The 25,495-nt window shown below is 61.1% G+C and carries 16 protein-coding genes; 11 read left to right on the forward strand and 5 right to left on the reverse strand.

From position 1 onward, the window contains the following. Positions 1–5 precede the first annotated feature (5 nt). Both ACFCU0_RS06235 and ACFCU0_RS06240 read right to left on the reverse strand, forming a co-directional pair. Positions 6–2,153, reverse strand: coding sequence for a methylmalonyl-CoA mutase family protein (locus ACFCU0_RS06235; RefSeq protein ID WP_434972800.1), 2,148 nt, complete (start codon positions 2,151–2,153; stop codon positions 6–8). A 194-nt stretch (positions 2,154–2,347) separates the two neighbouring features. Next, the gene (locus tag ACFCU0_RS06240; RefSeq protein ID WP_434972801.1) at positions 2,348–2,950 is read right to left on the reverse strand and encodes a TrmH family RNA methyltransferase; all 603 of its coding nucleotides are present in this window, start codon (positions 2,948–2,950) and stop codon (positions 2,348–2,350) included. Positions 2,951–3,259: 309 nt separating this feature from the next. Between ACFCU0_RS06240 and ACFCU0_RS06245 the strand changes: the two genes are divergently transcribed. The 4 genes from ACFCU0_RS06245 to ACFCU0_RS06260 all read left to right on the forward strand — a co-directional run bounded on the left by ACFCU0_RS06245 (position 3,260) and on the right by ACFCU0_RS06260 (position 9,891). Continuing rightward, the gene (locus tag ACFCU0_RS06245) at positions 3,260–3,814 is read left to right on the forward strand and encodes an LEA type 2 family protein (protein ID WP_434972802.1); all 555 of its coding nucleotides are present in this window, start codon (positions 3,260–3,262) and stop codon (positions 3,812–3,814) included. Between the two features lie 168 nt (positions 3,815–3,982). Beyond that, a complete protein-coding gene (gene cmk / locus ACFCU0_RS06250; RefSeq protein WP_434972803.1) occupies positions 3,983–4,666 on the forward strand; it encodes a (d)CMP kinase in 684 nt (227 codons plus the stop codon). 698 nt (positions 4,667–5,364) lie between these two features. Next, positions 5,365–8,043, forward strand: a complete 2,679-nt coding sequence (gene rpsA / locus ACFCU0_RS06255) for a 30S ribosomal protein S1 (RefSeq protein ID WP_434972804.1) — start codon at positions 5,365–5,367, stop codon at positions 8,041–8,043. Between the two features lie 414 nt (positions 8,044–8,457). Further along, complete coding sequence (locus ACFCU0_RS06260) at positions 8,458–9,891, forward strand: NAD-dependent malic enzyme (RefSeq protein ID WP_434972805.1); 1,434 nt, start codon at positions 8,458–8,460, stop codon at positions 9,889–9,891. Between the two features lie 167 nt (positions 9,892–10,058). Here ACFCU0_RS06260 and ACFCU0_RS06265 read toward each other — a convergent pair whose 3' ends face one another. Both ACFCU0_RS06265 and ACFCU0_RS06270 read right to left on the reverse strand, forming a co-directional pair. Next, positions 10,059–11,339 carry an acetyl-CoA hydrolase/transferase family protein gene (locus ACFCU0_RS06265; RefSeq protein WP_434972806.1) on the reverse strand — a complete coding sequence of 427 codons (1,281 nt, stop codon included), beginning with the start codon at positions 11,337–11,339 and terminating at the stop codon, positions 10,059–10,061. Between the two features lie 270 nt (positions 11,340–11,609). Beyond that, positions 11,610–12,029, reverse strand: a complete 420-nt coding sequence (locus tag ACFCU0_RS06270; RefSeq protein WP_434972807.1) for a hypothetical protein — start codon at positions 12,027–12,029, stop codon at positions 11,610–11,612. 487 nt (positions 12,030–12,516) lie between these two features. Between ACFCU0_RS06270 and ACFCU0_RS06275 the strand changes: the two genes are divergently transcribed. Next, a complete protein-coding gene (locus tag ACFCU0_RS06275; RefSeq protein ID WP_434972808.1) occupies positions 12,517–15,864 on the forward strand; it encodes a CheR family methyltransferase in 3,348 nt (1,115 codons plus the stop codon). A 129-nt stretch (positions 15,865–15,993) separates the two neighbouring features. Here ACFCU0_RS06275 and ACFCU0_RS06280 read toward each other — a convergent pair whose 3' ends face one another. Beyond that, positions 15,994–17,484 (reverse strand): aldehyde dehydrogenase family protein, encoded by a 1,491-nt coding sequence (locus tag ACFCU0_RS06280; protein WP_434972809.1) that lies wholly within the window; start codon positions 17,482–17,484, stop codon positions 15,994–15,996. A gap of 571 nt (positions 17,485–18,055) precedes the next feature. Here ACFCU0_RS06280 and ACFCU0_RS06285 point away from each other — a divergent pair. The 6 genes from ACFCU0_RS06285 (at position 18,056) to nusA (ending at position 25,439) form a co-directional block, all read left to right on the forward strand. Further along, on the forward strand, positions 18,056–19,252 hold the full coding sequence (locus tag ACFCU0_RS06285) for a pyridoxal phosphate-dependent aminotransferase (RefSeq protein ID WP_434972810.1): 1,197 nt from the start codon (positions 18,056–18,058) through the stop codon (positions 19,250–19,252). 79 nt (positions 19,253–19,331) lie between these two features. Beyond that, positions 19,332–19,733, forward strand: a complete 402-nt coding sequence (locus ACFCU0_RS06290) for a hypothetical protein (RefSeq protein WP_434972811.1) — start codon at positions 19,332–19,334, stop codon at positions 19,731–19,733. A 75-nt stretch (positions 19,734–19,808) separates the two neighbouring features. Then, positions 19,809–20,945, forward strand: a complete 1,137-nt coding sequence (gene prfB, locus ACFCU0_RS06295) for a peptide chain release factor 2 (RefSeq protein ID WP_434972812.1) — start codon at positions 19,809–19,811, stop codon at positions 20,943–20,945. A gap of 115 nt (positions 20,946–21,060) precedes the next feature. Then, complete coding sequence (gene nadB / locus ACFCU0_RS06300; protein WP_434972813.1) at positions 21,061–22,650, forward strand: L-aspartate oxidase; 1,590 nt, start codon at positions 21,061–21,063, stop codon at positions 22,648–22,650. Positions 22,651–23,080: 430 nt separating this feature from the next. Then, positions 23,081–23,557, forward strand: coding sequence for a ribosome maturation factor RimP (rimP, locus tag ACFCU0_RS06305; protein WP_434972814.1), 477 nt, complete (start codon positions 23,081–23,083; stop codon positions 23,555–23,557). A 70-nt stretch (positions 23,558–23,627) separates the two neighbouring features. Beyond that, a complete protein-coding gene (gene nusA / locus ACFCU0_RS06310) occupies positions 23,628–25,439 on the forward strand; it encodes a transcription termination factor NusA (protein WP_434972815.1) in 1,812 nt (603 codons plus the stop codon). The last annotated feature ends 56 nt before the right edge of the window (positions 25,440–25,495 follow it).

Consider the following 25,495-nt stretch of genomic DNA (forward strand, 5'->3'; position numbering starts at 1 on the left):
TAGAGTCAGGCAGACGGGTCAATGCCGAGATCCTGGACGACGGACTCAAGGGTGTCGAGCAGGGGAGCCCGCCGGTGAACGAATGTATCAGCGTTTGACCGAACGGCGGGATCCAGGTCATCGCGGGTGCCTGCGACAACCAGCAGGGCGCGGGAATCGGCCGCGTCGAGCGCGGCGCGCAGATCGGGGACGAACTCGGCGTACGTTTCGTCGCTGCTGCAGGCGACGACGACATCGGCGCCCTCATCCACGGCGGCGGTCGCCGCGGCGTCCGCGTCGTCGAAGGATAGCGGCGACACGATGCGGAGGCCGGCGACCCCGAGGAAGTTCTGGGCAAAGGTCGCCCGGGCACTGCGATACCGGGCCGGTCCGACAGGTGCGAGGAGGGCGGTCGGGCGTCGGCCGGTTCGATCCGTGTACGCCTCGACCCGGAGTCGCAACCGTTCGAACGGGCGACTCAGGCGCACGGAGGGTAGGGCTGCTACATGAGGATCCCCGCCGGCCGGCGGGGCCGCCAGAGAGGCGACGATGTCCCGCAGGCGTCCTCCGTCCGTCCACGCCTCCCGGAGCGGCGACAGCACCGAGGCGGCGGAAACCGCTGGAATCGGGGTGCCGTCTGTGTCCGATTGGTCGGCATCGGGCGCCGGCGAGATTCCGTCCGGTATGCCTGGACCCCTCGTGTTCACATCGGACAGGCGGTCCTCAGCGGTGTCGGGATAATGGGTGGTGCCGACGAGGACGTGCCCGCGACGGTTCAGGCGGGCACGGCGCTCGTTACGAACCTCCTTGATGTCAGCCGCCACCGTTCCCGCGGCCATAGCGGTCAGCAGGCCTCCGTTGTCTTCAATGGACTGAAACAGCGGCCACGCCTCGTTGATGAGGGCGTCGGTCACTGCCTCTATATAGTACGACCCGGCTGCCGGGTCGGCCACCTGATCGAGGTGGCTCTCGTGCCGGAGGATGAGTTGCGTGTTGCGTGAGAGGCGTGCTGAAAAGTCGGACGGCTGGCTGAATGCCTCATCGAACGGTGCGATGGTGAGAACGTCGCACCCGCCGATGACGGCCGCGGCCCCCTCGGTCGTGCCCCGCAGCATGTTGACGTGGGCTCCGTAGACCGTCTGCGTCCGTCGGGACGTGTGCGCCTGAAGGTGAAGATCGGACGGGTCGACAGTTGATGCGTTGCCTGATGCTTTGGCGAACGTGTTCACCACCTTCGTCGCGAGGAGCCGCAGCGCGCGAAGCTTGCCGATTTCGATGAAGTACGACGTGTCGACCGGCACGGCGACATGAAGCCGGCGAATGGCCTCCGCGAGCTCGACGCCCCGTTCCGTGACCTGATCCAGCGATTCCGACAGGGCGGCGATGGTGTACGCCAACTCCTGCACGGCTGATGCCCCGGCGTCGTGATAGGGCCGGGCATCCACCATCAGCGTGCGCAATCCGGACGCGTCGGCGCTCGCTTCGATCGTATCGACTGCGAGACGGAAAGCCAGCGTTGGGTCGGCCATGTGGCCGGTTGCCAGGCTGCCGATCGGGTCGAAGCCGACGCTGCCCTTGATTTCTTCGTCCGTGCCCTGTGTACGGGCACAGGACAGGAGGTCTGGCACGACGACCGCGGCAAGCGGTCCGCCGCACAGGTGGATCGCCGTGCAGGCGGCGTCCAGCGGGGCGAGCACTGTGGCAATGTCATCCGCGGATGCGATCCGAATGCCGTTGGTTCCGGACGACCTATGGTCGGGCAGGGGAGGCGAATAAAGCTGAAGGCCAATCTCTTCTGCGCCGCCTGCAACGGCTCGTTCCGCCCGGCGGGCTGCTTCTTCCGGTCGGGAATCGGCAATGTCCTGGCGGATGGCCCAGGCGTTGCCGGCGGAGGCGTGCGATGCCGTAACATGAGCCGGGCGCTCCGAGGCGAGGCAAAGCCCGTCTGCCATTCCGGCGATATGATCGAACGCCTCAAGATCTTCCTCCCGGTAGAACGGCCGGAGGGTCACGCCGTCGACAGACGCCCAGTTGAGATGCTCCAACGGCTTTCCGCGCAGGTCAGCCTCGATCTTCTTCTTCCAGGCCTCCGTAGAAACGGTCGGAAAGTCGTCGTTGAAGGAAAGGTCCGGGGCCTTTCCAATGTCGGACCGGTCATCAAGGGGCTGACTCATGATAGAAGCGGGTGGGACAAGGAGGGAGGCACTTCATTCGGCGGCACGGGGACCGGCAGGATTCGGTTCCGCCGGCAAACATACGCATCGGCGTCGACGGACGCTGTATATATTACGCCACATGACCAGACGCCACATGATCAAGGAGGACGAAAGACGGTTCGCCGATCGCCCTACTTGCCGACGCAACGGGTTCAGGTACCGTCAGCGGGGGGATTCGGAAGTTCTGTCCTTGTTGTGATCGGGCCGGCTTCATCCGGCAGGTCATGAAGCTGCCGATACCGGCGGATCAGGTGCGATAGCGCGATTCCGAACGCAACGCCGACATTCAGCGAGTGCTTCATTCCATACTGCGGGACCTCGAGCGCAAGATCCGCCGCCGCCACAAGGTCGTCGTCGACCCCTGTCACCTCATTTCCAACCACCACAGCAAGCGGAAAGGCCGACGCCGCGGTTTCGGCGGGGTGCGTCGGCTGGTCGGTGATCTCGAGGACGCCGATGGTGTAGCCGCGAGCGCGAAGGTCGTCTACCACCGCGCTGGCATTCTCGTGCGATGACCACGGGACGACATCCTGCGCGCCGAGCGCGGTCTTGTGCAGGTCCTTGTGATCCGGCGTCCCGGTATACCCCGTCAGATACATATGCTCCACGCGTCCCCCGTCGGCAGTTCGAAACATGGAGCCGACGTTGTAGATGGAACGCACGTTGTGAACGATGACCGACACCGGATGGGCGTCGGCCGAACGGGCGTCGGATGGGGAGAGGCGCGGTATGTCCGCGGGCGACAGCTTCTGCATACAGTCGGAATGCACAGGTGTGGGGATGTGTGCGTAGCGGGCACGGGTGGATGGACGCCCAGATGCCTATCGTCATGAACGCCGCATCTGCGGCCGTCGTGCCGATTCCGCTTGCGCGGTTTTTGTGAAGCGGCGAAACCACGACGGCGCTCGCGGGTGGGCACGGGCGACGTAAAGTTGACAGAGCCGCATGGACGGACTCTGCCGCCTTTTCAGCATACGATATATCTCCTCCTGATGAAAGATTTGCGCAAGCGGATACCGGTAGCCGCTATCATCGCGGGCCTGGGTTTGATGATCGCTTTGCTCATGTCCGGCTGTCAAACGCTGCGTGAGGTTAGCAACCTCCGCCAGGTCGATTTTCGCCTCGACCGCGTGAGTGACGCTCGGCTGGCCGGCGTCTCTCTTCGGAACGTTGATAGCTACGATGACATCGGAGCTGCCGACATGCTCCGGCTGAGCTCGGCCATCGCGGACGGACAAATGCCGCTCGCCTTCACCGTACATGTGGCCGCTCAAAACCCGTCCGAGAACGGGCAAAACGCCCGTCTTACGGAACTCGACTGGCGTCTCTTCCTCGATGACAAAGAGACGATTGCCGGGAAGTTTGATCGGGAAGTTGTGATTCCGCCGGGCGAGCCCACGGACATTCCAATCTCTATGGAGCTTGACCTTGTCGATTTCTTCGACGGTAATCTACGGGAGATCGTAAACCTCGCGCTGGCGCTTGGTGGGGAGGGTGAGCCGACCAACGTGAAGCTCCGCGCCCGTCCGACGATCCAGACCGCGATCGGCCCGATCCGGTATCCCAACGAAATCATGATCGTCAACGAGGACGTCAATAGCGAGACCGTCGACCGGTAGCTGCGTTGTTTGCACACGGGCCGTTCGGCATGCCTTGTCGCTCCTGCGCCCGATCGATCGCGCCGGGTCAGTTAGCCGCTTCGGCTTCAACGCGTTCTCCGTCTGCCTTCGGACCGCCCACGGCGGTTCACCTCTCCGCTGATCTCTCACGAAGCTCTTCAGTTCATCGTGATCGTCACCATCGACGGGCCCGCCGGGTCCGGGAAAAGTACGACCGCTCGTGCCGTGGCCCGGCGGCTCGGCTTCGTGTATCTCGATACCGGTGCGATGTATCGGGCGATTGCCCTCGCTTTTCTCCGCAACGACGCGGAAGCAACGGCCGACGCCGCGCAAGCGCTCCTCCCGGACGTTCACGTGAACGTCCGCTACCAGGAGAGTGAGATGCGTGTGTTCCTGAACGGGGATGATGTTTCGGGAGCGATCCGCACCGTTACTGTTGGCAACATGGCCAGCCAGATCAGCGCTCTGCGCAGCGTCCGCGACAAACTCCTCGACACGCAGCGTCGCGTCGGGCGCGAGCAGGCTGAGAAGCACGGCGGGATCGTCGTGGACGGCCGCGACACCGGGACGGTTGTTTTTCCGAATGCGGACGTTAAAATCTTCATGGTGGCCGACGCCCGGGAGCGGGCGCGACGGCGGCTCGAGCAGTATCACCGCCAGGGTGAGGACGCCACGTTTGAAGAGGTTCTCCACGAAATCGAGGAGCGGGACCAGGCGGATCGGAATCGCGACATCGCCCCGTTGACGCGCGCCGAAGACGCGCTTGAACTGGATACGACAACGCAGACGATCGATGAGCAGGTCGACTTCGTCGTCGACCGCGTGGCAGAAGCTCGCGCGGAAACAGCGTGAGTGTGAGCCGTCACCGTAGGATCGCCGTGAGCGTTTTATCATCCCCGCGCGTCGTCTACGCGCTACGCCGAGTCTCTCGATCGCACCTCGAGTGAGTGCCATGGGAGGGACGTTCACCTTCAGCGATAACCCCGAGTCTCCAACGCGTCTGTTTCTTTGAGAACGAATCGGTTGAAGCTGTCCTGTCTTGTCGTGGAGGCTCGCTGAATGGCGGGGCCATCCGTTGTTCGGAGAGGTTCGTCCGGGCCCGATGACCGACCGGCCATATCACGTCCTTCCTTAGCATTTGTCGACTATCGCGTCCGTCGATTATCGTCTCTGTCGAGGGAGCATCACGCAACCGATGGTTCGCCGGTTGAAACTCACGGGCCCTTCGCGAACTCGCCGAAAAACGGGGAACGTCGATTGCCTCGCGCAATACAACATGATTCCGACCCGAAAAGCCAGCCGTCACTACGTGCGCGACCGGCGACCCGATCGCCCGGTGCCGCCCGACTCAACGTCGGAGCGTAGAAAGCCCTGGTCTGCAGGCGCTTCGGTGTCGGCTACCTACACACTATTCGTTACGAACGTCCTTGATGGAGCACCAGGCGCCGTCAAGTACAAACGCACCAGAATTGTAGGGGTCTCCCGCCCGGCGTCCGGATGCAATGACGCGTCCGTTACCGATGTCGAGCACGGATCCCGCACCAACCTATATGGCAGAAAACCAAGAGAAAACCGCTACAACTGAAGAGACGGAAGCTGCTCCGGTAACCGAGACCGCGACGGAAGCGGAGGCGGGAACCGAGGAAGCCTCTGCTGCGACCGACGCCGATGCTCCGGCTGCAGATGTGGAAGGGGACGGCGCACCCGCCGCAACGGCGGAGGAGGTTCCCGCGGAAGACGCTGTAGAAGGAGGCGTCGCCGATACGGAAGCCGCCGATACGGAAGCCGCCGACACGGAAGCCGCCGACACGGAAGCCGCCGACACGGAAGCCGCTGAAGAGGTCGAAGAGGATCCCGAGCCAGTGGGTCCGGTCCACCGGATCCTGGAGGAGGCCGTCGAAGCCGCCGCTCAGGATTTCGCAATTCCGTCAGGCGACGATGCCGACATTGACTTCGTTGATACGAAGGAGCCGGGTCAGACCGTGACTCTGGACGAGCTCGAGCGCACGGAGGAGGCGCAGGGCTTCACCGGCGAGATGTTCGGTCGGACCGTCTCGCTGGATGAGCTGGAAGCCGAAGAACGGGAGCGCGAGGAGGACCCCGTATACAGCCAGTTCCGGCAGCTCATTGATCAGACGTCGATTGATGTCCGTGAAGAGGATATCGTCGAGGGGCGCGTTCTCAAAGTATCCGACGATGATGTCGTCATTGACATCGGGTACAAGAGCGACGGCATCATCAACGCGGATGAGTTCTCGCGGAAGCTGAAGCCGGGTGACACTGTTGAGGTCTATCTCGAGCGGAAGGAAGATCGTGACGGACAGCTGGTCCTGTCGAAGGCGAAGGCCGACAAGGTTCGCCGCTGGCAGCGAATTGAAGAGATCTACGAGAACGAAGAAATTATCGAAGGAACGATCGTCCGCCGAATCAAGGGCGGCATGATTGTCGAACTGTTCGATGATCTGGAGGCGTTCCTCCCGGGTTCGCAGATCGACGCACGTCCGGTGCGCGATTTTGACGCGTACCTGGACAAGCGGATGGAGTTTAAGATCGTTAAACTTAATCCGTCGAACGAGAACATCGTTGTTTCGCACCGCGAGCTCATCGAGGAAGAGCTGGAGGAGCAGCGCCAGCAGATTCTCGAGCAGCTTGAGGTCGGTCAGGTGCTTCGCGGCACGGTCAAGAACATCGTCGACTTCGGCGTCTTCATCGATCTCGGTGGTGTTGACGGCCTGCTGCATATCACGGACCTCTCCTGGGGACGCGTCTCGCACCCGAGCGAGATCGTCGATCTCGACGAGGAAATCGAGGTTGTGGTTCTGGACTACGAGGAAGAGCGTCAGCGTATTTCGCTCGGCCTCAAGCAGCTCCAGCCGCACCCGTGGGATAACATCAGTGAGAAGTACGACCAGGACGAAACGGTTGAAGGAAAGGTCGTCTCGATTACCAACTACGGCGCCTTCGTGGAGCTGGAGAAGGGCATCGAGGGACTCGTCCACATTAGCGAAATGAGCTGGACGCGTCACATCAAGCATCCGAGCCAGATGGTTTCGCTCGGACAGCTCGTGGACGTCAAGATCCTGAATATCGACGAGGAGGAGAAGAAGATCTCCCTCGGTATGAAGCAGCTCCAGCCGGATCCATGGGACGGCATCTCCGATCGCTATCCCGCCGGCACGGTGCTCACCGGAACGGTGCGCAACATCACCAACTTCGGTGTCTTCGTTGAGATTGAGCCCGGCATTGACGGCCTGGTCCACATCTCGGATCTGTCGTGGACGAAGAAAGTCCGGCACCCCGGCGACATGATTAATAAGGGGCAGGACCTCGACGTCGTTATCCTCAACATCGACGAGGAACGCCGGCGTATTTCACTCGGCCACAAGCAGGTCAAGACGAATCCGTGGGATCAGTTCGCCGACGCCTACAGCGAGGGCAGCGACACGGAAGCCGAAGTCGTCCGCGTGGAGGACAAAGGCCTCGTCGTGGAGCTTCCGCTCGACGTCGAAGCGTTCGTTCCGGGCAGTGAGCTGAAGAACGGCCCCCGCGACTTTCAGAGCCACTACGCGCAGGGCGACGAACTCGAGCTGCGCGTCATCCGGTTCGACAAGTCCCGCAAGGACATCGTCCTCAGCGAGACCGCGAAAGACCGGCAGGAGGCACACCAGGAGCGCGAAGCCGAACGCCGCGAGGAGCGCAAGAAGAAGCAAGAGGAGCGCCGCAGCGTCCAGCAGTACCAGGATGACTCGGGCGACGACTCGACCTCCGGACCGACGACGCTTGGCGAACTCTCCGGTCTCGCCGATCTCAAGGCGCAGATGCAGGAAGCGGAACGTCGTGGCGACGCCGACCAGCAGGCCGCGGAGAAAGCCGCCGCGAAGAAAGCGGCTGCTCAGCAGGCTACCGAGGAAGCCGAAGACGATGCGGAAGCAGACGAAGCGCAGGCAGACGAAGCGCAGGCAGACGAAGCGGCCGCAGAAGATGATGCGCTCGACGTAGCCGAAGCGGAAGAGGCAGGCGAAGAGGCGGCAGAAGCGTCTTCCACATTCGATGAAACGTCCGGATTCCCGGACGGCTTTCCCCAGGTGGGACGTCTCGAGAACGCCGGCGTGATGTCGATCTCCGACCTCCGCGAGTATGCGGATGACTTCACCGAGATCAGCGGCATCGGCGATGCCTATGCCGAGGACATCGAAGCCGCGCTCGCCGAACTCGACGAGAAGGCGTAGTACAAATACAGCGCATCAGGCGGGGCATGTGCATGTCCCTGTCACGCTGGAACGGATGCAGACGGGCGATCTCCACACCGGGGGTCGCCCGTTTTCTGTTGGGTGTACCGATAGTTGCGATGCCCTGCCCGGGTTGTTGACCCGAGGTTCACAGACACCACCCTCGTTGCCTTCGCATCGGCATGTTCTATGCACCGGTGGGCACAGCCGACGGATGAAAAGATTCGGTTTACCCATCGGCTTTCATCCTGCATTCGCGAACAGCGTCCGGTCTCACCCATCGCACTGTTCGTGTCGCCGGAGACCGGAATACGGTCAAAATCATATCGGCGACAATTGCTTTGCCCTTTTCCATCGTAGCTACCCCCTCACGCGAGGTGGGATCTACGTCCTCTTCACGGACTCAACGCCTTCATGGACGACATTCCCGATTATCTCCCCAGCGCCAGCAACTCCGTCACGCTTCGCCTGGACATTACCAACCGTCCGGGCATGCTTGCCGAGGTGACCTCTGCCATCGGCGCACGCGGCGGCAACATCGGGGCGATCGATATCGTCCGAGCCAATGAGAACGTGATGGTCCGTGACATCACCATTAATGCGCGGTCCGTCGACCACGCTCGGGAGATTGTGCACGAGATCCGTTCGATTGACGGCGTGACCGTCCAGAACGTCTCCGACCGCACGTTTCTGATGCATCTCGGCGGGAAGCTGGACGTTAAGAGCAAAACGCCGCTCACGAACCGCGACCAGTTGTCCATGGCCTATACGCCGGGCGTCGCCCGGGTGTGCGAGTCGATTGCGGACAACCCGGAGGATGCGCACCGGCTCACGATCAAGAGCAACACGGTCGCCGTGGTGTCCGACGGTACCGCCGTCCTCGGTCTGGGCGACATCGGGCCCAAGGCAGCCATCCCCGTAATGGAGGGGAAGGCCCAGCTGCTTCGGGAATTCGCCGGGGTCAACGGCTTTCCTCTCTGTGTCGATGAAACCGACGTGGATGCCTTCGTGGAAACCGTCGCCCGCATGGCGCCCGTCTTCGGGGCGATCAACCTGGAGGATATCGCGGCACCCCGCTGCTTCGAGATCGAACGGCGCCTGAAAGAGCGTCTCGACATCCCGGTCTTTCACGACGATCAGCACGGAACGGCCGTTGTTGCCGTGGCTGCGCTTCTGAACTCGCTGAAGATCGTTGACAAGGATCTCGAGGACCTCAAGGTCGTGATCGTGGGCATCGGAGCGGCGGGTACCGCCGTCACCCATATGCTGGACGAAATGGGCGTCGGCAACATCGTCGGTGTCGACCGTCAGGGTGCCGTGCACAACGGCCGGAAAGACCTCGATGAGGCCAAGCGCGCGTACGCCCGGGTCACGAACCCGAACGGGGAGACCGGCTCGCTGTCGGAGGTGATGGAGGGGGCCGATGTGTTCATCGGCCTGTCTGGCCCGGATGTCATCGGGATCGAAGATCTGCAGCGGATGAATCGGGATCCCATCGTATTTGCGATGGCCAATCCGCGTCCGGAAATCATGCCGGAGGTGGCGTATCCGCATGTGGCTGTGATGGCGACGGGACGGAGCGACTATCCGAACCAGATTAACAACGTGCTCTGCTTTCCGGGGCTGTTCAAGGGCGTGCTGGATTGCCGTGCGACCGACGTCACCGACGGGATGAAGATCGCTGCTGCACACGCCGTGGCCGATACCATCGCGGAGGACAGCCTGACGTCGGACTACGTGATTCCGAGCGTGTTCGACCAGCACGTCGTGAACCGCGTCGCCGAGGCGGTGAAAACCGCCGCATGGGAAGAAGGTATCGCCCGCCGGGACCGTGTCCACTCCCGGTAATCGCTGCTGACCGAACAGGCCGTGCGCGTCTCTGGTTTGGCCCAGAAACGTTGGCACCCCGCATATGTGTTGCCGCAGAAGAAAACCGGCTCCCCGTCGATGGATGAGAGAGCCGGTTTCCTTATTTCCCGCCTCGACGGCGGGTGTGGATGATCGTGTATCGGGCGTCAGGTTGTGGCCAGCACGTTGAAGCGCTCGTAGGCTGCTTCACGGAGCGTTTCGCGATGATCCGGATGCGCGATGGCGATCAGAGCCTCGGCGCGTTCCCGAAGGTTCTTGCCGTAGAGACTTGCCACACCGTATTCGGTGACGATGTAGTGGACGTGGGCGCGCGTCGTCACGACGCCTGCGCCTTTTTTCAGGAAGGGGACGATTCGCGAGATGCCTTTCCGGGTCGTCGAGGGAAGAGCGATGATTGGTTTGCCGCCCTCCGACAGGGAGGCACCGCGGATGAAGTCCATCTGCCCGCCGACCCCGCTGTACTGATACGTCCCGATCGAGTCCGCGCACACCTGCCCGGTGAGGTCGACCTCAACGGCCGAGTTGATCGCCGTCACACGCGGATTGCGGCGGATGACCGCCGTGTCATTCACGTAGGCGACGTCCAGCATCTGGACGAGCGGGTTGTCGTCCATGAAGTCGTAGAGGCGGCGCGTTCCCATGGCAAAGCTGCTAACGATTTTGCCGGGGTGGATGGCCTTGTTGGCTCCCGTTACGACGCCTTTCTCCACAAGATCGATGACACCCTCGGAAAACATCTCCGTGTGGATGCCAAGGTCCCGGTGGTCGGTCAGGGCTTTCAGCACAGCGTCCGGGATGGCGCCGATGCCCATCTGGAGCGTGGCGCCGTCGTCGACCAGTTCGGCGCAGTGCTTCCCGATCCGGATTTCCACGTCGGACAGGACCGCATTCGGTGCCTCCGGCAGCGCCATGTCTGATTCCACGGCGTAGTCGATCTGCGACACGTGAATCAATCCATCCCCGTGCGTGCGGGGCATTTGCGGGTTAATCTGAACGCACACCCGGTCGGCCATCTCGAGCGCCGCACGCGACACGTCAACGGATACGCCGAGTGAGCAGAAGCCGTGTTTGTCCGGCGGGGAGACCTGGAGGAGAGCCACGTCCAGCGGCAGGACTTCATCACGAAAGAGCGCCGGCACTTCGCTCAGGAAAACCGGGATATAGTCGGCTCGACCCTCGGCGACGGCCTGGCGTACGTTGCCGCCGACGAAGAGCGCATTCGTATGGAACGTATCGGCGTATTCTTCTGCTGCATACGGGGCATCTCCTTCCGTGTGCAGGTGGACGATTTCAACGTCCTCGAGCTCAGGCGCCCGATCGGTGAGTGCGTGAACAAGCTTCTGCGGCGCTGCGGCGGCTGTATGTACGAAGACGCGATTGCCGGAGGTCACAGCCGAGAGGGCGTCGGAAGCAGAGACGATATTCATATCGGAGGTCCGGAGTGAGGAGAAGGCGGGAGTCACGGCATGGATCCCACCGGACGACCGGGACACAGCCCGAGCCGGAGGGCGGTTTGAACATAGCACGACGCATCCGAACGAACGACGATCGACGGGCGGCTTAACCGAACCTTTTCCGGGGTCCGGGAGATGACGGGGACAACCCACGGTTGGATGGTGGATTTCCCCACACTGTTTCGCGGGATGTCATTTCGACACGAGAGCGACGGGGCGGGGGACCGGCAGGTCGCCGCTTGGTCAGGCGACGGACTCGCCGAGAGAAAAGCCGGCGATGTCATCGATCCGGGCCCGCCAGAGCTTGTCGGATGCGGACAGGCCGGCACTCAGGTAACGGACCTCACGCATGTGCAGGAAGTGCGGGGTTTCCAGCTCCGTTTCCCCTTTTCGAACCTGCTCCTTGTGCCGCTTGACGGCATCTACGGAATTGGCACCGGCCTGCTGGAGCGTCTCCGTGATCGCGTCGGCCCGGGAGGGAAAGACTTCTGCCAGGTCGTCCGCCGTTCGCTTGTAGTATTCCGCGACGCCGATGAGCGTGCCTGTGATCACGCTTCCACCTACGGTCACGGTAAGCGGAATAGACCCGCCGTGCTCGTTCACGTGATCGACGAGAAGAGCGAGAAACCAGTCGCGGTCAGGAGTCGATTCAGTATGATTCATTCCGCCAGTCTGATATTGAATTGATCGAGTCTGAGATGGGGTAGAACGAGCATCTGGGGGAGAACGAGTATAATGAAAGGCATGGCCGGGGATGTCAAGCTGTACACAGTGAAGACGCTTGAGCCGTCACCATCGAGTCTGGCCTCCAGTCAACGCGTCCGTTCGTTCACCACGAATGCAGCCAAAGGCTATTTCCCGTGGCTGCATCGGGCCGAATCATGCCAATAGACGTTGCCTCTTTCCCCTACGCTCGTCTGGAAAGGTGAATATGTGCCTTCTCTACGATATCTTAACGGGTGCTTGCTGTACGAGAAGATCGCGCTGGCATGGCGGTCCAGACGCGGCTCGACGCTCAGTACAGGAGGCCCCGCGCTGTTCGGATAAAACGATTCCGCTCTCTTCAGCGAATTCGTCCTGTAGATCGGGTTTGCAAGTCGGTGTTTACGGGCTTGCTTCATCCACAACGTAGATAGAAACGTAGATAGACATGACCGATTCCACCACGATCGTCACGCCTGGGTTGACCCAGTCCGAAGGTAACGCAACGCGTTCGGAGGACAGCGAGACGGGTACGAACGACTCGCCGGTACATGACGGAGAACAGGAATATTGGGGCACGTATCGGCAGGGGAAGAGAGGAGCATCTGTATCGGACGGCTCCGACGTCGTCCCGGTTGTTGGAATTGGGGCGTCTGCCGGTGGAGTCGGTGCTCTGCGACAACTCTTCGCGCACCTGCGTCCGTCGACTGGCATGGCCTATGTTGTCATACTGCATCTGTCCCCGGACGTGAAGAGCAATCTCGTCGAGATCCTTCGGCAAGTCACCGATCTGCCCGTCGAAACCGTCGAGTCCGGTAAAACCGTCGAAGCCGATCACGTCTATGTCATTCCACCGGGACGCAGGTTGGAGATTCAGAATCACGTCCTTTATCTACATGATGTCGAGGATCCGCACGCGCCGACGACCATCGACCGGTTCTTCCGCTCGCTCGCCAGAGATCTGAACGAGCACGCCATCGGTGTTGTGCTTTCTGGGACGGGAGCGGATGGAACGATCGGGTTCAAGTCGATTCGTGAGTATGGTGGTGTCACGATGGTTCAGGCTCCTCAGGATGCCGAATATGATGGTATGCCCCAGAGTGCGCTTTCGACGGGGCTCGTGGACGTCGTCGGCACTGCATCGGAAATTGCGGATTCGCTTCGCACGTATGGAGACAATCTCGACCAGATCCAGCTCGAACGTGGACGTGCGGAAGAAAAAATTGGCGATTCGAGCTCAGATCTGGATACGATCTTTCGACTTCTTTATTCGGCTACGCATCATGATTTCTCGAACTACAAGTGGTCGATGGTGCTGCGACGCGTCGAAAGACGAATGCAGCTGTCCGGTATTGAGTCGCTTGAGGGGTATATCTCGCGTTTAGAGCAGGATGAAGATGAGATTCTGTCGCTACGACGCGACCTGCTCATTAGCGTCACGAGTTTCTTTCGCGACCCTGATTCGTTCGAGCGCCTGGAGAAGGATGTCATCCCCGAACTATTTGGCGACAAGAAGGCGGGAGAGTCCGTCCGTGTGTGGGTGACAGGGTGCGCGACGGGGGAGGAGGCCTATTCACTGGCGATTTTACTGCGCGAGGTGGCGGATCGGCATGACTCCGCACCGGACATTCAGATTTTCGCAACAGACGTAGACGCAAGTGCACTGGACGTTGCGCGGGCCGGAGTATATCCGTTCTCGATCCAGTCAGAAGTGGGGGAGGAACGACTCAAGCAGTTCTTCGAATCGGAAGGCGGGCAGTATCGCGTCCGCCCCAAACTCCGCGAGATGATTCTGTTTGCGGAGCACAACGTGCTCGAAGATCCGCCGTTCTCCAACCTTGATCTGGTCAGTTGCCGCAATCTTCTGATCTATCTAAACCAGAAGATGCAGCAGCATCTATTGCGACTCCTGCATTACGGGCTCCGTCCAGGTGGATATCTATTTCTCGGTCGGTCCGAAGCGGCCGGTCGCACGTCCGACTTTTTCACCGTCGTCGATAAGTCGACCAACATTTTCAAGTCTCGTTCTTTGCCAGACGATCGCCCGAGGCGAATCCCGCTGTTTTCCGGTCGCTGGTCGCGATTTGGGGGGATGTCCACGCTCGATCAACGCTCGAATATTGGTCACGCGTTCGCACATAAGGAGGCTATCGACCGGGATACGGTCGATCGATTGCATCGAGACCTGGTCATGCGGCAGGTTGCGAGCGTTCTCGTGAATGAGAATTACGAAATCTTACATCTGTCTGATGGGGCAGGTCGTTTTCTGAAGTTATCTGGAGGTACGCCCAGTCTCAAGATCCTAGCTTGCGTCCCGGACGAGATCCGCGTGGAACTGCGCGGAGCGCTGTACGAGACGTTCAAGCATGGCAAGAGAGAGACGGACTTTACGATTCAGTCGATAAACGATGATGCGTCGACAGAGATTGAGGTAGTCGTTCGGCTTGTGGAGCCACCACGGGTTGGGGAAACGGGGAGAGAATCGCCGGTTGCATGGATCCGGTTCGATCGGTTTCTGATTGATCCCTCCGACCGTGCTGAACCATCGAGTCTTGAAGCCGAACTGAACCGTGCTCTCATGCAGACGCGCGAGCAGTTGCAGAACACGAGCGAAGAGTATGAGGCGACGGCCGAGGAGATGGAGGCAGCAAACGAAGAACTCCTCTCGATGAATGAGGAGTTGCAGTCGAAAAACGAAGAGCTGCAGACGAGCAAAGAAGAGTTGCAATCGGTAAACGAAGAACTGAAAACGACAAATCAGGCGCTTAAACTTCGAGTCGACGAGGTCAAAGAGGTCAACACCGCGTTGGAGACGCTCATGGACGCGACCGACATCGCGATGATCTTTTTGGATAAGCAGCTGCGGATTATGCGTTTCACGCCGCGGGCCACAGAGCTTTTTAGCATCCGGCCTGTGGACATCGGGCGTCCGCTCTCGGATTTCTCCCAGCGATTCGAATACGCCGATTTGATGGATGACGTGCAGGAGATCGTTAAGACCGGCACGTCTGTGGAGCGCGAGCTCCATCAGGGGGAGGACCGGTGGATGTTGGTTCGATGTGGACCGTACGAGACAGAAGAGGGCTCGATCGACGGTGTCGTGCTCACATTCGTTGACGTCACAGAGCAACGGCGACTCGAACGGGCAGTCGTTAATGCAAGTGAGCGTGAGCAGCGTCGGATCGGTCAAGATCTGCACGACTTGTTGGCCTCGCGCCTGACTGGCGCCTCGATGATGCTACAAAATCTGCGCACGCTTGCATCAAGTCCCGACCGCAGTATTTCTGAGGAGAAAGTCACTCAGATTATTGACATCATTCAGGAGGCGGCGAATGAGACGCGAAATTTATCACATGCGCTTGTTCCGGTCGCGCTGCAGGAATCCCACCTTTCTGTCGCGCTGCGTATTCTCGCCAACGAGATGGATAAGCGCCATAAAGTGCGCTTTCGATTCGAGGGATCGGAGGAAGAAACAGCACCCGAGGACGACCTGGCCTCCATGCACCTCTACCGTATAGCGTACGAGGCGGTCAACAACGCACTCCAGCATGCGAAATGCGAAAACGTGACCGTGGCCCTGCGTCGGGAAGGGGGGCGCCTCGTGCTCGAAGTAAGCGACGACGGGGTCGGGATCCCCGCAGACGTCAATAAGTCGTCCGATTCCATGGGCGACCGGGATGTAGGGCTTGGGCTCAAGTCGATGAAGCGTCGGGCCACACTCATAGGCGCAAGCTTCTCCATCAACGGCGCCCCGGGTCAGGGAACCACGATCCGGTGTGAACTCCCGTTTGAGTGAAGAACGCGGCGCGGGGTGCATTGGGCGATGACATACCCGCTGTTACTAAAAAAAGGAGACGCGCCGTTCTGGCACGCCTCCCTCAGGTATGCTACCGGGAGCGATGACTCTCAGACACAGACGGATTTGTCAGTCTTCCACGTTGTCGATCTGGGCCTTCTGCAGCTGCCCGGAGTAGTCGACGTAGACGGTCTTCGTCTCGGTGTAAAACTCAAATACCTCCCATCCGCCGTCGCGATGACCGTTGCCGGTGTCTTTCACGCCGCCGAACGGCATATGTGCTTCGGCGCCGATCGTCGGACCATTGACGTACGTGATGCCGGCCTCCAGGTCGTGCATTGCACGGAAAGCGCGGGCCACGTTGCTCGTGTAGATGGACGAGGAGAGGCCATAGACGGTGTCGTTCGCCGCCTCGGCTGCCTCTTCGTACGACGAGATCGTGTGGACGGACAGGACAGGACCGAAGATTTCTTCCTGGAAGATGCTCATGTCGCGCTCCACGCCGCGGAAGAGCGTCGGCTGGAAGAAGCACCCGTCGGCGAGGGCATCGTCCATCGCGCGTTCACCGCCGAACAGAAGTTCGGCGCCGGCGTCAACGCCTTCCTGGATGTACCTGCTGATTTTTTCCAGCGCCGCCTCGTTGATTACGGGTCCGACGTCCGTCTCATCCTCCAGGCCGGAGCCAAGCGTCAGATCACGGGCTTCGTTCTGGATCATCTCGATGAACGCATCGTCGACGTCTTCATGGATGATCAGGCGGCTCGTCGCCGTGCAGCGCTGCCCGGTCGTGCCGTACGCGCCCCAGATGACGCCTTCAAGCGCGAGGTCCAGGTCGGCGTCTTCCATCACGATCATCGGGTTTTTGCCACCCATTTCGGCCGAGTACTTCTTATTCAGCCGTCCACAGGTTGCGCCGATGGCTTTCCCGGTCTCGCTGGAGCCGGTAAAACCGATCGCGTCGACATCCGGATGTTCGACCAGCGCTTTCCCGGCCTCACCGGCGCCATGGATCAGATTTACGACGCCGTCCGGCACGCCCGCATCCGACAGAATCTCGCAGAGGACCGTTGCGCTGTGTGGGGCCTCCTCGCTGGGCTTGAACACCACCGTGTTACCGCTGGCAATCGCCGGGAAGATCTTCCATGTCGGGACCGCCACCGGGAAATTCCAGGCGGTGATCACGCCGCAGACCCCAACGGGGCGGCGGATGCTCATGTTGAACTTATCCGGCAGTTCGCTCGGCACGGTGTGACCGAACAGCCGACGCGTCTCGCTGGCCGCGTAGTAGGCCGTATCGATGGCTTCCTGCACGTCGCCTTTCGTTTCGAACACCGGCTTGCCCATCTCGCGCGTCATGATTCGGGCCAACTCCGTTTTTCGCTCCGTCAGCGCATCGCCGATCTGCCGGAGGATGGTGCCGCGTTTCGGAGCTGGCGTCGTACTCCACGATGAAAAGGCCTCACGGGCCGCCTCTACCGCGCGGTCAACGTCGGCCGGACCCGATGATGGAAACGTACCGATGACGTCGTTTCGGTCGGCAGGGTTCCGGTCGTTGAACGTCGTACCGGAGGCGGCGGGGGTGGCCTCACCTGCGATGATGTTGTGAAAGGTGTCTGCCATAATGAAAAGCGGTTCCAGTCGATGAGCGGCGTCGATGCGGGATTCGGATGTGACCCCGAACCACGGAGCCCGTGGCTCCACGGGTAGCAGGTCTGTCACATCACGTCCAACGTACGAGGCAGCCCGGCGGAGTTTCAATGCCGCCACCAACCGATTCGACGCGATTCTCGGAAAGAAGTGGGGCGTTGGATCGTTGAATCGTCGGGTCGTTGGGTCGTTGGGTCGTTGAATCGTTGAATCGTTGGGTCGTTGGGTCGTTGGGTCGTTGGGTCGCTGGGTCGTTGAATCGTCGGGGTTTTAAAATTGAGGACTTCGAATAACGACCTCCAGAGTCCAAACCCCCAAACCCCAGAACCCATAGACCCGAGTAGAACCCCCTGAACCCTGCACCTTGAACCCTGAACCTTAGCAACCCCCGGTCTCCCGAAATCTTCCGGCGAACCGGCGGATCGCAAGAGGGGCGGTCGACATTGAACCGTTCGGTATACAAACGATAACGTATCATGGTCGGAGTCCCCGCTGACTCCGCCTGGCTGCCGACCCCGTTCCGATTCCATTCTCTCGCCTCCTCATGCCCGCCTCTTCAACCGTCGACGTCTCGAAGTACCTGTCCGACCGCATGCGGAATACGCCGCCCAGCGGCATCCGGCGCTTCTTTGAGATCGCTGCGACCATGGACGACGTGATCTCGCTCGGCATCGGCGAGCCGGACTTCGTCTCGCCCCGCCCGGTCATCGATGCCGGCATCCGTTCGCTGGAGGAGGGGAAGACGAGCTACACGTCGAATGCCGGTCTCCGTGAACTCCGTGAACTCATCGCCAGCGACCTCGATCGCCTCTACGGCCTGACGTACGACGTCGAGTCGGAGGTGCTCGTCACGGTTGGCTGCAGCGAAGCCATGCAGCTTGCCATGATGGCTGTCCTCGATCCAGGCGACGAGATACTGATTCCCGAACCCTGCTTCGTGTCGTACGGGCCGACGGCTCGCTTCGCCGGCGGGACGGTGGTGGATGTGCCAACGCGTGTCGAGACCAACTTTCAGGTGACGGCCGCCGACCTTGAGAAAAAGGTGACCGAGAACACGAAGGCGATCTTCCTCGGATACCCGAACAACCCGACCGGCGCCGTCCTTGAGCGAGAGATGCTCAAAGACATCGCCGACTTCGTCGTCGAGCACGACCTGATCGTAATCAGCGATGAGATCTATGACCGGCTCATTTACGGCGACATCAAAGAAAAAGGGCACGTATCGGTGCCGTCGGTCGACGGCCTCCGTGACCGAACCATTCTGCTCGGCGGTTTTTCGAAAAACTTTGCCATGACCGGCTGGCGCATCGGGTACGCCTGTGCCCCAGAGCCCATTCTCCGCGGGATGTACAAAGCGCACCAGTACATGGTGATGAGTGCCCCGACGGTCGGCCAGATCGGTGCCGTCGCGGCCATGCGGGAGTGCCAGGATGACGTCGAAACGATGCGCCAGTCATACGACGAACGGCGCAGGACGATCGTGGACGGCCTGAATGCGATCGGTTTACCCACGTTTGAGCCGCGCGGCGCCTTCTACGCGTTTCCCGACATTACGTCCACCGGCCTGACATCGGAAGCGTTCGCTGAAAATCTCCTGCACGAAGAGGGCGTGGCCTGCGTCCCGGGTGATGCGTTTGGCCCGAGTGGTGCCGGGTACGTCCGATGCTCATACGCAACGTCGCTGGACCAGATCGAGCAGGCGCTCGAGCGCATCGAGCGCTTTGTAAACACTGCGGCGTAGACGCATGCTCCCCGGTGCCATCGCGGCCGGCACCGCTGCGCATTCCCCCCACGCATCGCTCACCGACCCCGACCGTCCCGTGCCCCTCGTTCGAATCCTATCCCTCGCCGCTCCCGTTGCCGCCGGCCTCCACCTCGCGGTGGGGTGGGAGTGGACGATTCTTCCGGCCGTTGTGGCTGGCGTGCTTGCCGACTCCCGAGGCTGGATGGCCGGTCTCCTGACGGTAGCGCTTCCCTGGGCGGGCATTCTCGCGTGGTCGTACGCCGCCTCGCCGGACTCTACGCCGATCCTGCTTGGGGTCCTCGGCGGGCTTCTCGGCGGAAACACCCCGGGTGCTGTGATCGTTGCGCTTACGCTTCTGTTTGGCGGCCTGATCGGGCTTGCCGGCGGTGCCCTCGGGAGTGCCTTGAACGGGCTGGCGCCTGCCGGTCCCCACCGGCGATCCGGCGACAAACCAGACGCTACCTCCAGTGGATTGTGATCGCGTCCACGGTCCGCGCAGAAACGTGCCTCCGTACTCGACTCTTGCAGAATCACGCCGTATTGCGGCAACCGAATGAAGAAGTACTCAGATAGCGACATCGAGCAGTTGCTCCAGCGCGTGGAGGATCTGCGCGGATACCTCGACATTCAGGGTCGTCGGGAGACCATCGAAGAACTCAACCACGAGCGGGTCGACCCCGGCTTCTGGGACAATCCGGACCACGCGCAGGAGGTCGAGAAGCGAATTGCGCGGGAGAAGAAGTGGGTCGGCGCCTGGGAGGATCTGAAGGAGCAGGCCGAAGACATCGAGACGCTCCAGCTGCTCGCGTCGGAGGAAGGAGCCGACCTCGATGAGGAGATCATTACCGAGGCGGACGACCTGAAGGCGAAGCTCGAGCAGATGGAGTTGAAAAGTCTGCTGGACGACCCGGACGACGTCCGGGATGCGATTCTGACGATCAACCCCGGCGCCGGCGGTACCGAGAGCCAGGACTGGGCGGAGATGCTGCTCCGCATGTATATGCGCTGGGCGGAAAACGAGGGCTTCAAGGTCACGATGCTCGAGTATCAGCAGGGGGAAGGAGCGGGTATCAAGAGCGCGTCGCTCTCCATTGAAGGCGACTACGCGTACGGGTACCTGAAAGGCGAGTCCGGCGTCCACCGACTCGTTCGCATCTCCCCGTTCGACTCCGAAAGTCGTCGCCACACGTCCTTCGCCAGCGTGTTTGCCTACCCCGAGATCGACGACACCATCGAAGTCGATCTAAGTAGCGGTGAGATGGAATTCCAGACGTTCCGTTCCGGCGGAAAGGGCGGCCAGAATGTGAACAAAGTCGCCACGGGCGTTCGTCTGATCTGGGATGGTGAGCTGTCGACGGGAGAAGAAGTCACGGTCACAGCCGAGTGCACGGAGGAGCGGAGCCAGTTGCAGAACCGGAACCGCGCCGAGACGATGCTGAAGAGCCGGATCTACCAGAAAGAGCGTGAGATCCAGGAGCGGGAGAAGGAAAAGGTGGAAAGTCAGAAGAAAAGCATCGAGTGGGGCAGCCAGATCCGCTCGTACGTGCTTCACCCGTATACGATGGTCAACGACCACCGGACGGAAACGAAGATTTCCGATGCAGAGGGCGTACTGGACGGCGACCTTGAGCCGTTCATCCAGGCCTACCTCACAGCCGGAAAAAAAGACCGAGATACGTCGCCGGTGTAGGTTTGAACGTGTGTAGGTGTGAAGGTGTGAACGTGTGAAGGTGCGCCTGCTGGGCGTTCTGCTCATGTCCAGCGATATATTTCGCATTTCGACATTCGAATCTCGACCTGAATAGATGGGGTCCTACGACTTTCTCGTCATCGGCTCCGGCGTTGCCGGCCTGAGCTATGCTCGACGCGTTGCGGAGCATGGCTCGGTTGCTATCGTGACGAAAGACGTTGTTCACGAGGCAAATACAACGTACGCGCAGGGCGGGATTGCGGCCGTCATGGACGATGACGACTCGCCGAACAGTCACCGCAAGGACACGATGGTTGCCGGCGCCGGCCTGTGCGATCCGGAGGTGGTCGAGTTCGTGGTGACGGAAGGCCCCGAACGCGTCCGCGAGCTCATCGAACTCGGTGCCACGTTCACGACGTCCAACGGAAACGGCCGCCTCCACCTGGGTCGCGAGGGCGGCCATTCCGCTAACCGGATCGTTCATGCTGCCGACACCACCGGGTACGTCGTTGAGCACGCGTTGCTCGAGCACGTCCGTTCTCATCACAATATCGACGTGCTGGAGCACCACTTCGCCGTCGATTTGATCACCGAGCACCACCTCGGGCAGCACGTCACGCGCCTCCGTCCGGATGTTCACTGCTTCGGCGCGTACGTCTACGATGAGGGCGCCGATCACGTCAAGACGATTCGTGCCGGGGTGACCATGTTGGCTGCGGGTGGGTCCGGCCAGGTGTATCGACACACGACGAACCCCGACGTTGCGACCGGGGACGGGGTTGCGATGGCGTACCGGGCGAAAGCTCGCGTGTCCAACATGGAGTTCGTTCAGTTTCATCCCACGTCTCTGTACCACCCGGATGCGGATAGCTTCTTGATCTCCGAGGCCGTGCGCGGCGAGGGCGGGCGTCTCTTAACTCAGTCCGGCGAGCGGTTTATGCCGGACTACGACGAGCGGGCGGAGCTTGCGCCCCGCGACATTGTGGCCCGCGCCATCGACGATCAGCTCAAGCAGCGCGGCGACGATTACGTACTGCTGGACATCTCGCACCGTCCGGCCTCGCTGATCGAGGAGCATTTCCCCCACATCATGGAGACGTGTGCGTCCCACGGCATCGACATGACCGCCGAGCCCATCCCGGTGGTGCCAGCAGCGCACTACCAGTGCGGAGGAGTGCAGACGGATCATGTCGGGCGAACGAGCATCCACGGACTGTTCGCGAGTGGGGAAGTAGCCTGCACCGGTCTGCACGGAGCGAATCGACTGGCGAGCAATTCGCTGCTGGAAGGACTCGTGTTCAGCGAGCGCGCCGTCGAACCGTCTGTTGCGTATGCGAAGCAGGAGCAGGTGCAGGAGGGCGTTCCGGAGTGGGACGCCAGCGGAACGCGCCCGCCGGATGAACACGTCCTCATCACGCACAACCGCGAGGAGCTCCAGCGGGTGATGAGCAATTACGTTGGCATCGTTCGCAGCGAGCTTCGCCTGGACCGCGCACACCGCAGGACGCGGCTTCTGTACGAGGAAACGGAGCCCTTCTACCAGCAATCCCGCGTGTCTCGACCGCTTTGCGAGCTCCGCAACATGATCGCGGTCAGTTATCTGATCATCGAGTGCGCTCGGCAACGGCGCGAAAGCCGTGGATTGCACTACATCGTCGACTACCCCGAGACCTCCGACGCCGAGCGGCGACCGACCTTCGTCTGATTCAGCGATCCGTGCATTCAGACAGGTATGATCCGTGTGATACCGACGGGAGCGGTACGAGCTGGTACGGGCGGTTGTCACGGGAGGTCTTCACAGGATTAACGCAGGCTGCGGTAGGCGGGCCGCCGACCGGGCCAAGACGGCTTCCCGCGCTCGAGGGGCCCATTCTTCGTGCATTCATCGCCCTCCGTTCAATCTTCGTACGCTTCCCCGCCAGACGCCGGTTCTTGCAGAAACATCCCCAAGGGGGGTGCGTTTCGACATTCCAAACGGGCAAGCAGGACGGCGGCCACCGGTCGCGTGCCTGCTGACCGACCCGGTTCAGCGTTCACCAGGAACGTTCAACGCTCGACCCGGCGGCGGTTTTCGTGAGACGCTCGCCCCACGTGCTGGGGTCGAGCGTTTTTTGCAGAATACAACGGTTTTCTCCATGCCAGCGACCGAACATCTCAGCCTGACGGAGCGGATTCGTCAACTCGCGGAAGAGGTCATCGCGGGGACGGGGTACTTCCTGGTCGACGTCGAAGTGCGCGGTCATAAAGGGACGCGCGTCGTGGAAGTGTATGTGGACGCAGAGAAGGACCTTGGGCTCGACGATCTCGCGGTTGTGAGCCGCGAACTCGGTTTTCTGCTGGATGTAGAAGACGTCGTGGACGGAAGCTACAAGTTGGAGGTGTCGACACCCGGCATAAAGCGGCCGATCACGATGCCCCAACAGTTCGTGAAGAACGTTGGCCGGACGGTGCGCGTACGGTACCAATTGGAGACGGAAGATGATGAACAGAACGTCGTCGCCGATCTTGAGAACGCAGATGACGACGGAATTGAGTTAGAAATGCCGGATGGCGAACGGCGGCGTGTGCCGTACGACGCGATTCATCAGGCGCGGATTGAGCTACCCTGGTAAGGCTCGACCGTGACTGACCGACGGGCACCCTGCGTGCCTGACACCGACACTCGAATCGACGACACCCATTATGCGAAGTGCAGACCTCGTTTCTTCGTTCGGGGAAATTGCCCGTGCGAAGGACATCGACCGCGAAACTCTCCAGATCATCGTCGAAGACGTGATTCGTGCGATGATTGATAAGCGGTACGGGTCGGATGAGGCGTTTGAGATCATCTTTAACCCGAATCAGGGCGATATCCAGATCCTCCACATCCAGGAAATCGTGGAGAACTACGATCTCATCGACCCCGTGACGCAGATTGAAGAGCGTCACGCCAAGGAGATCGATGAGGACTTCGAGGTCGGTGACGAAGTGGCGAGCGAGCTGGACATCAGCCACTTCGGTCGTCGCGCGGTGCTGACGGCACGCCAGACGTTCCGCCAGCGGATTCGCGATATCGAGAAGGAAAAGATTTACGAGGAGTACTCGGACTTGATGGGGGAGATCATCGTCGGCGAGATCTACCAGGTCCGCCGCCACGAAGCTCTCCTGATGCACGACGGCGTCGAGGTCGTCCTCCCACGCAACGAACAGATTCCTGGCGATCATTACCGGAAGGGCAACATGCTCCGTACGGTCGTGAAGGAGGTTCGCCGCGATGCGGGGTCTGACCCGCAGGTCGTCGTAAGCCGGACCTCGCCGGTGTTCATGGAGCGCCTCTTCGAGATTGAGGTCCCGGAGGTGTACGATGGGATCGTTGAAATTAAGAAGATCGCCCGCATCCCCGGAGATCGCGCCAAGGTCGCCGTGGTTAGCCACGATGATCGCGTCGATCCCGTCGGGGCTTGCGTCGGCGTCAAGGGCGTTCGCATTCACGCCGTCGTCCGAGAGTTGTCCAACGAAAACATCGACGTGATGGAGTGGTCGGAGAACCCGGCCCAGATGGTCTCCCGCGCGTTGTCGCCCGCGAACCCCGTGAGCGTCAAGCTAAACGACGACGCGGAACCGCCACGGGCGCGGGTCGAAGTGGTGGCCGACGAGGTCAGCCAGGCGATCGGTCGACGCGGCGTCAATATCAAGCTCGCATCCCAGTTGACGGGGTATGAGATCGATGTGTATCGCGAGATTCCATCGGATGAGGAAGACATTGACATTGAAGAGTTCGGCGACGAGCTGGCGCAGGAAACCGTCGAGAAACTGAAGCACATCGGCTGCGACACCGGCAAGGCCGTCCTCGAACTATCGTCCGATGCGCTCGCCCGCCGGGCCGACCTGGACCGAGAGACCGCCGAACGCGTTCTTGAGATCATCCGTGCGGAATTCGAGAAGGGGCCGGGCATCGTCGAGACGATCGAACGCGGCGACTTCACCATCGAGAGCCTTGAAGACGAGGACATCGACGACGAGGACCGCGAACCGCGAAACGAGGAGGATCTCGCCGACGTGGACGCCGATACGGCCACTGCGGACGACGCACCTGCCGAAGACCTCGGCGGGGACGTCGACGATGTGGGTCCCGGCGACCCCGCCATCGGCGAGGATGCCGACGTTCCGGAAGAACGAACCGATATGAACCCCGAGGCGCCTGAAGCGGACGCCGTCGCAGACGACGCAATGACCGACGTCCCCGACGAACCGGGTCCGTCGAGTGCCACTACGCCGAGCGATGTCGCGCCGGAGGCGGAAACCCCGGCGGACGAATCGGTACCACCAACAGATGAGATCGAAACTTCTGAATCAAAAGCCCCCCAGTCCCCCGATCTAGCCGACGACGAAGTATCTGACGAAGCAGAGGAAGCGGGAGCCGCACCCGAGATGCGTGCGGAGGAGGATTCTTCGACCGACCACCCTGAAGAACGGGTGGGTGCGGTAGAAGAAGAGCCTGAAGCAAAGGAGTAAGCCCGCGCCGACCGACCTGGGATCGCTCCCATTGCGTCCCGCAGGCTTGTTGAGCA

Source organism: Longibacter sp. (assembly GCF_051155795.1).
Classification (GTDB): Bacteria; Bacteroidota; Rhodothermia; order Rhodothermales; family Salinibacteraceae; genus Longibacter.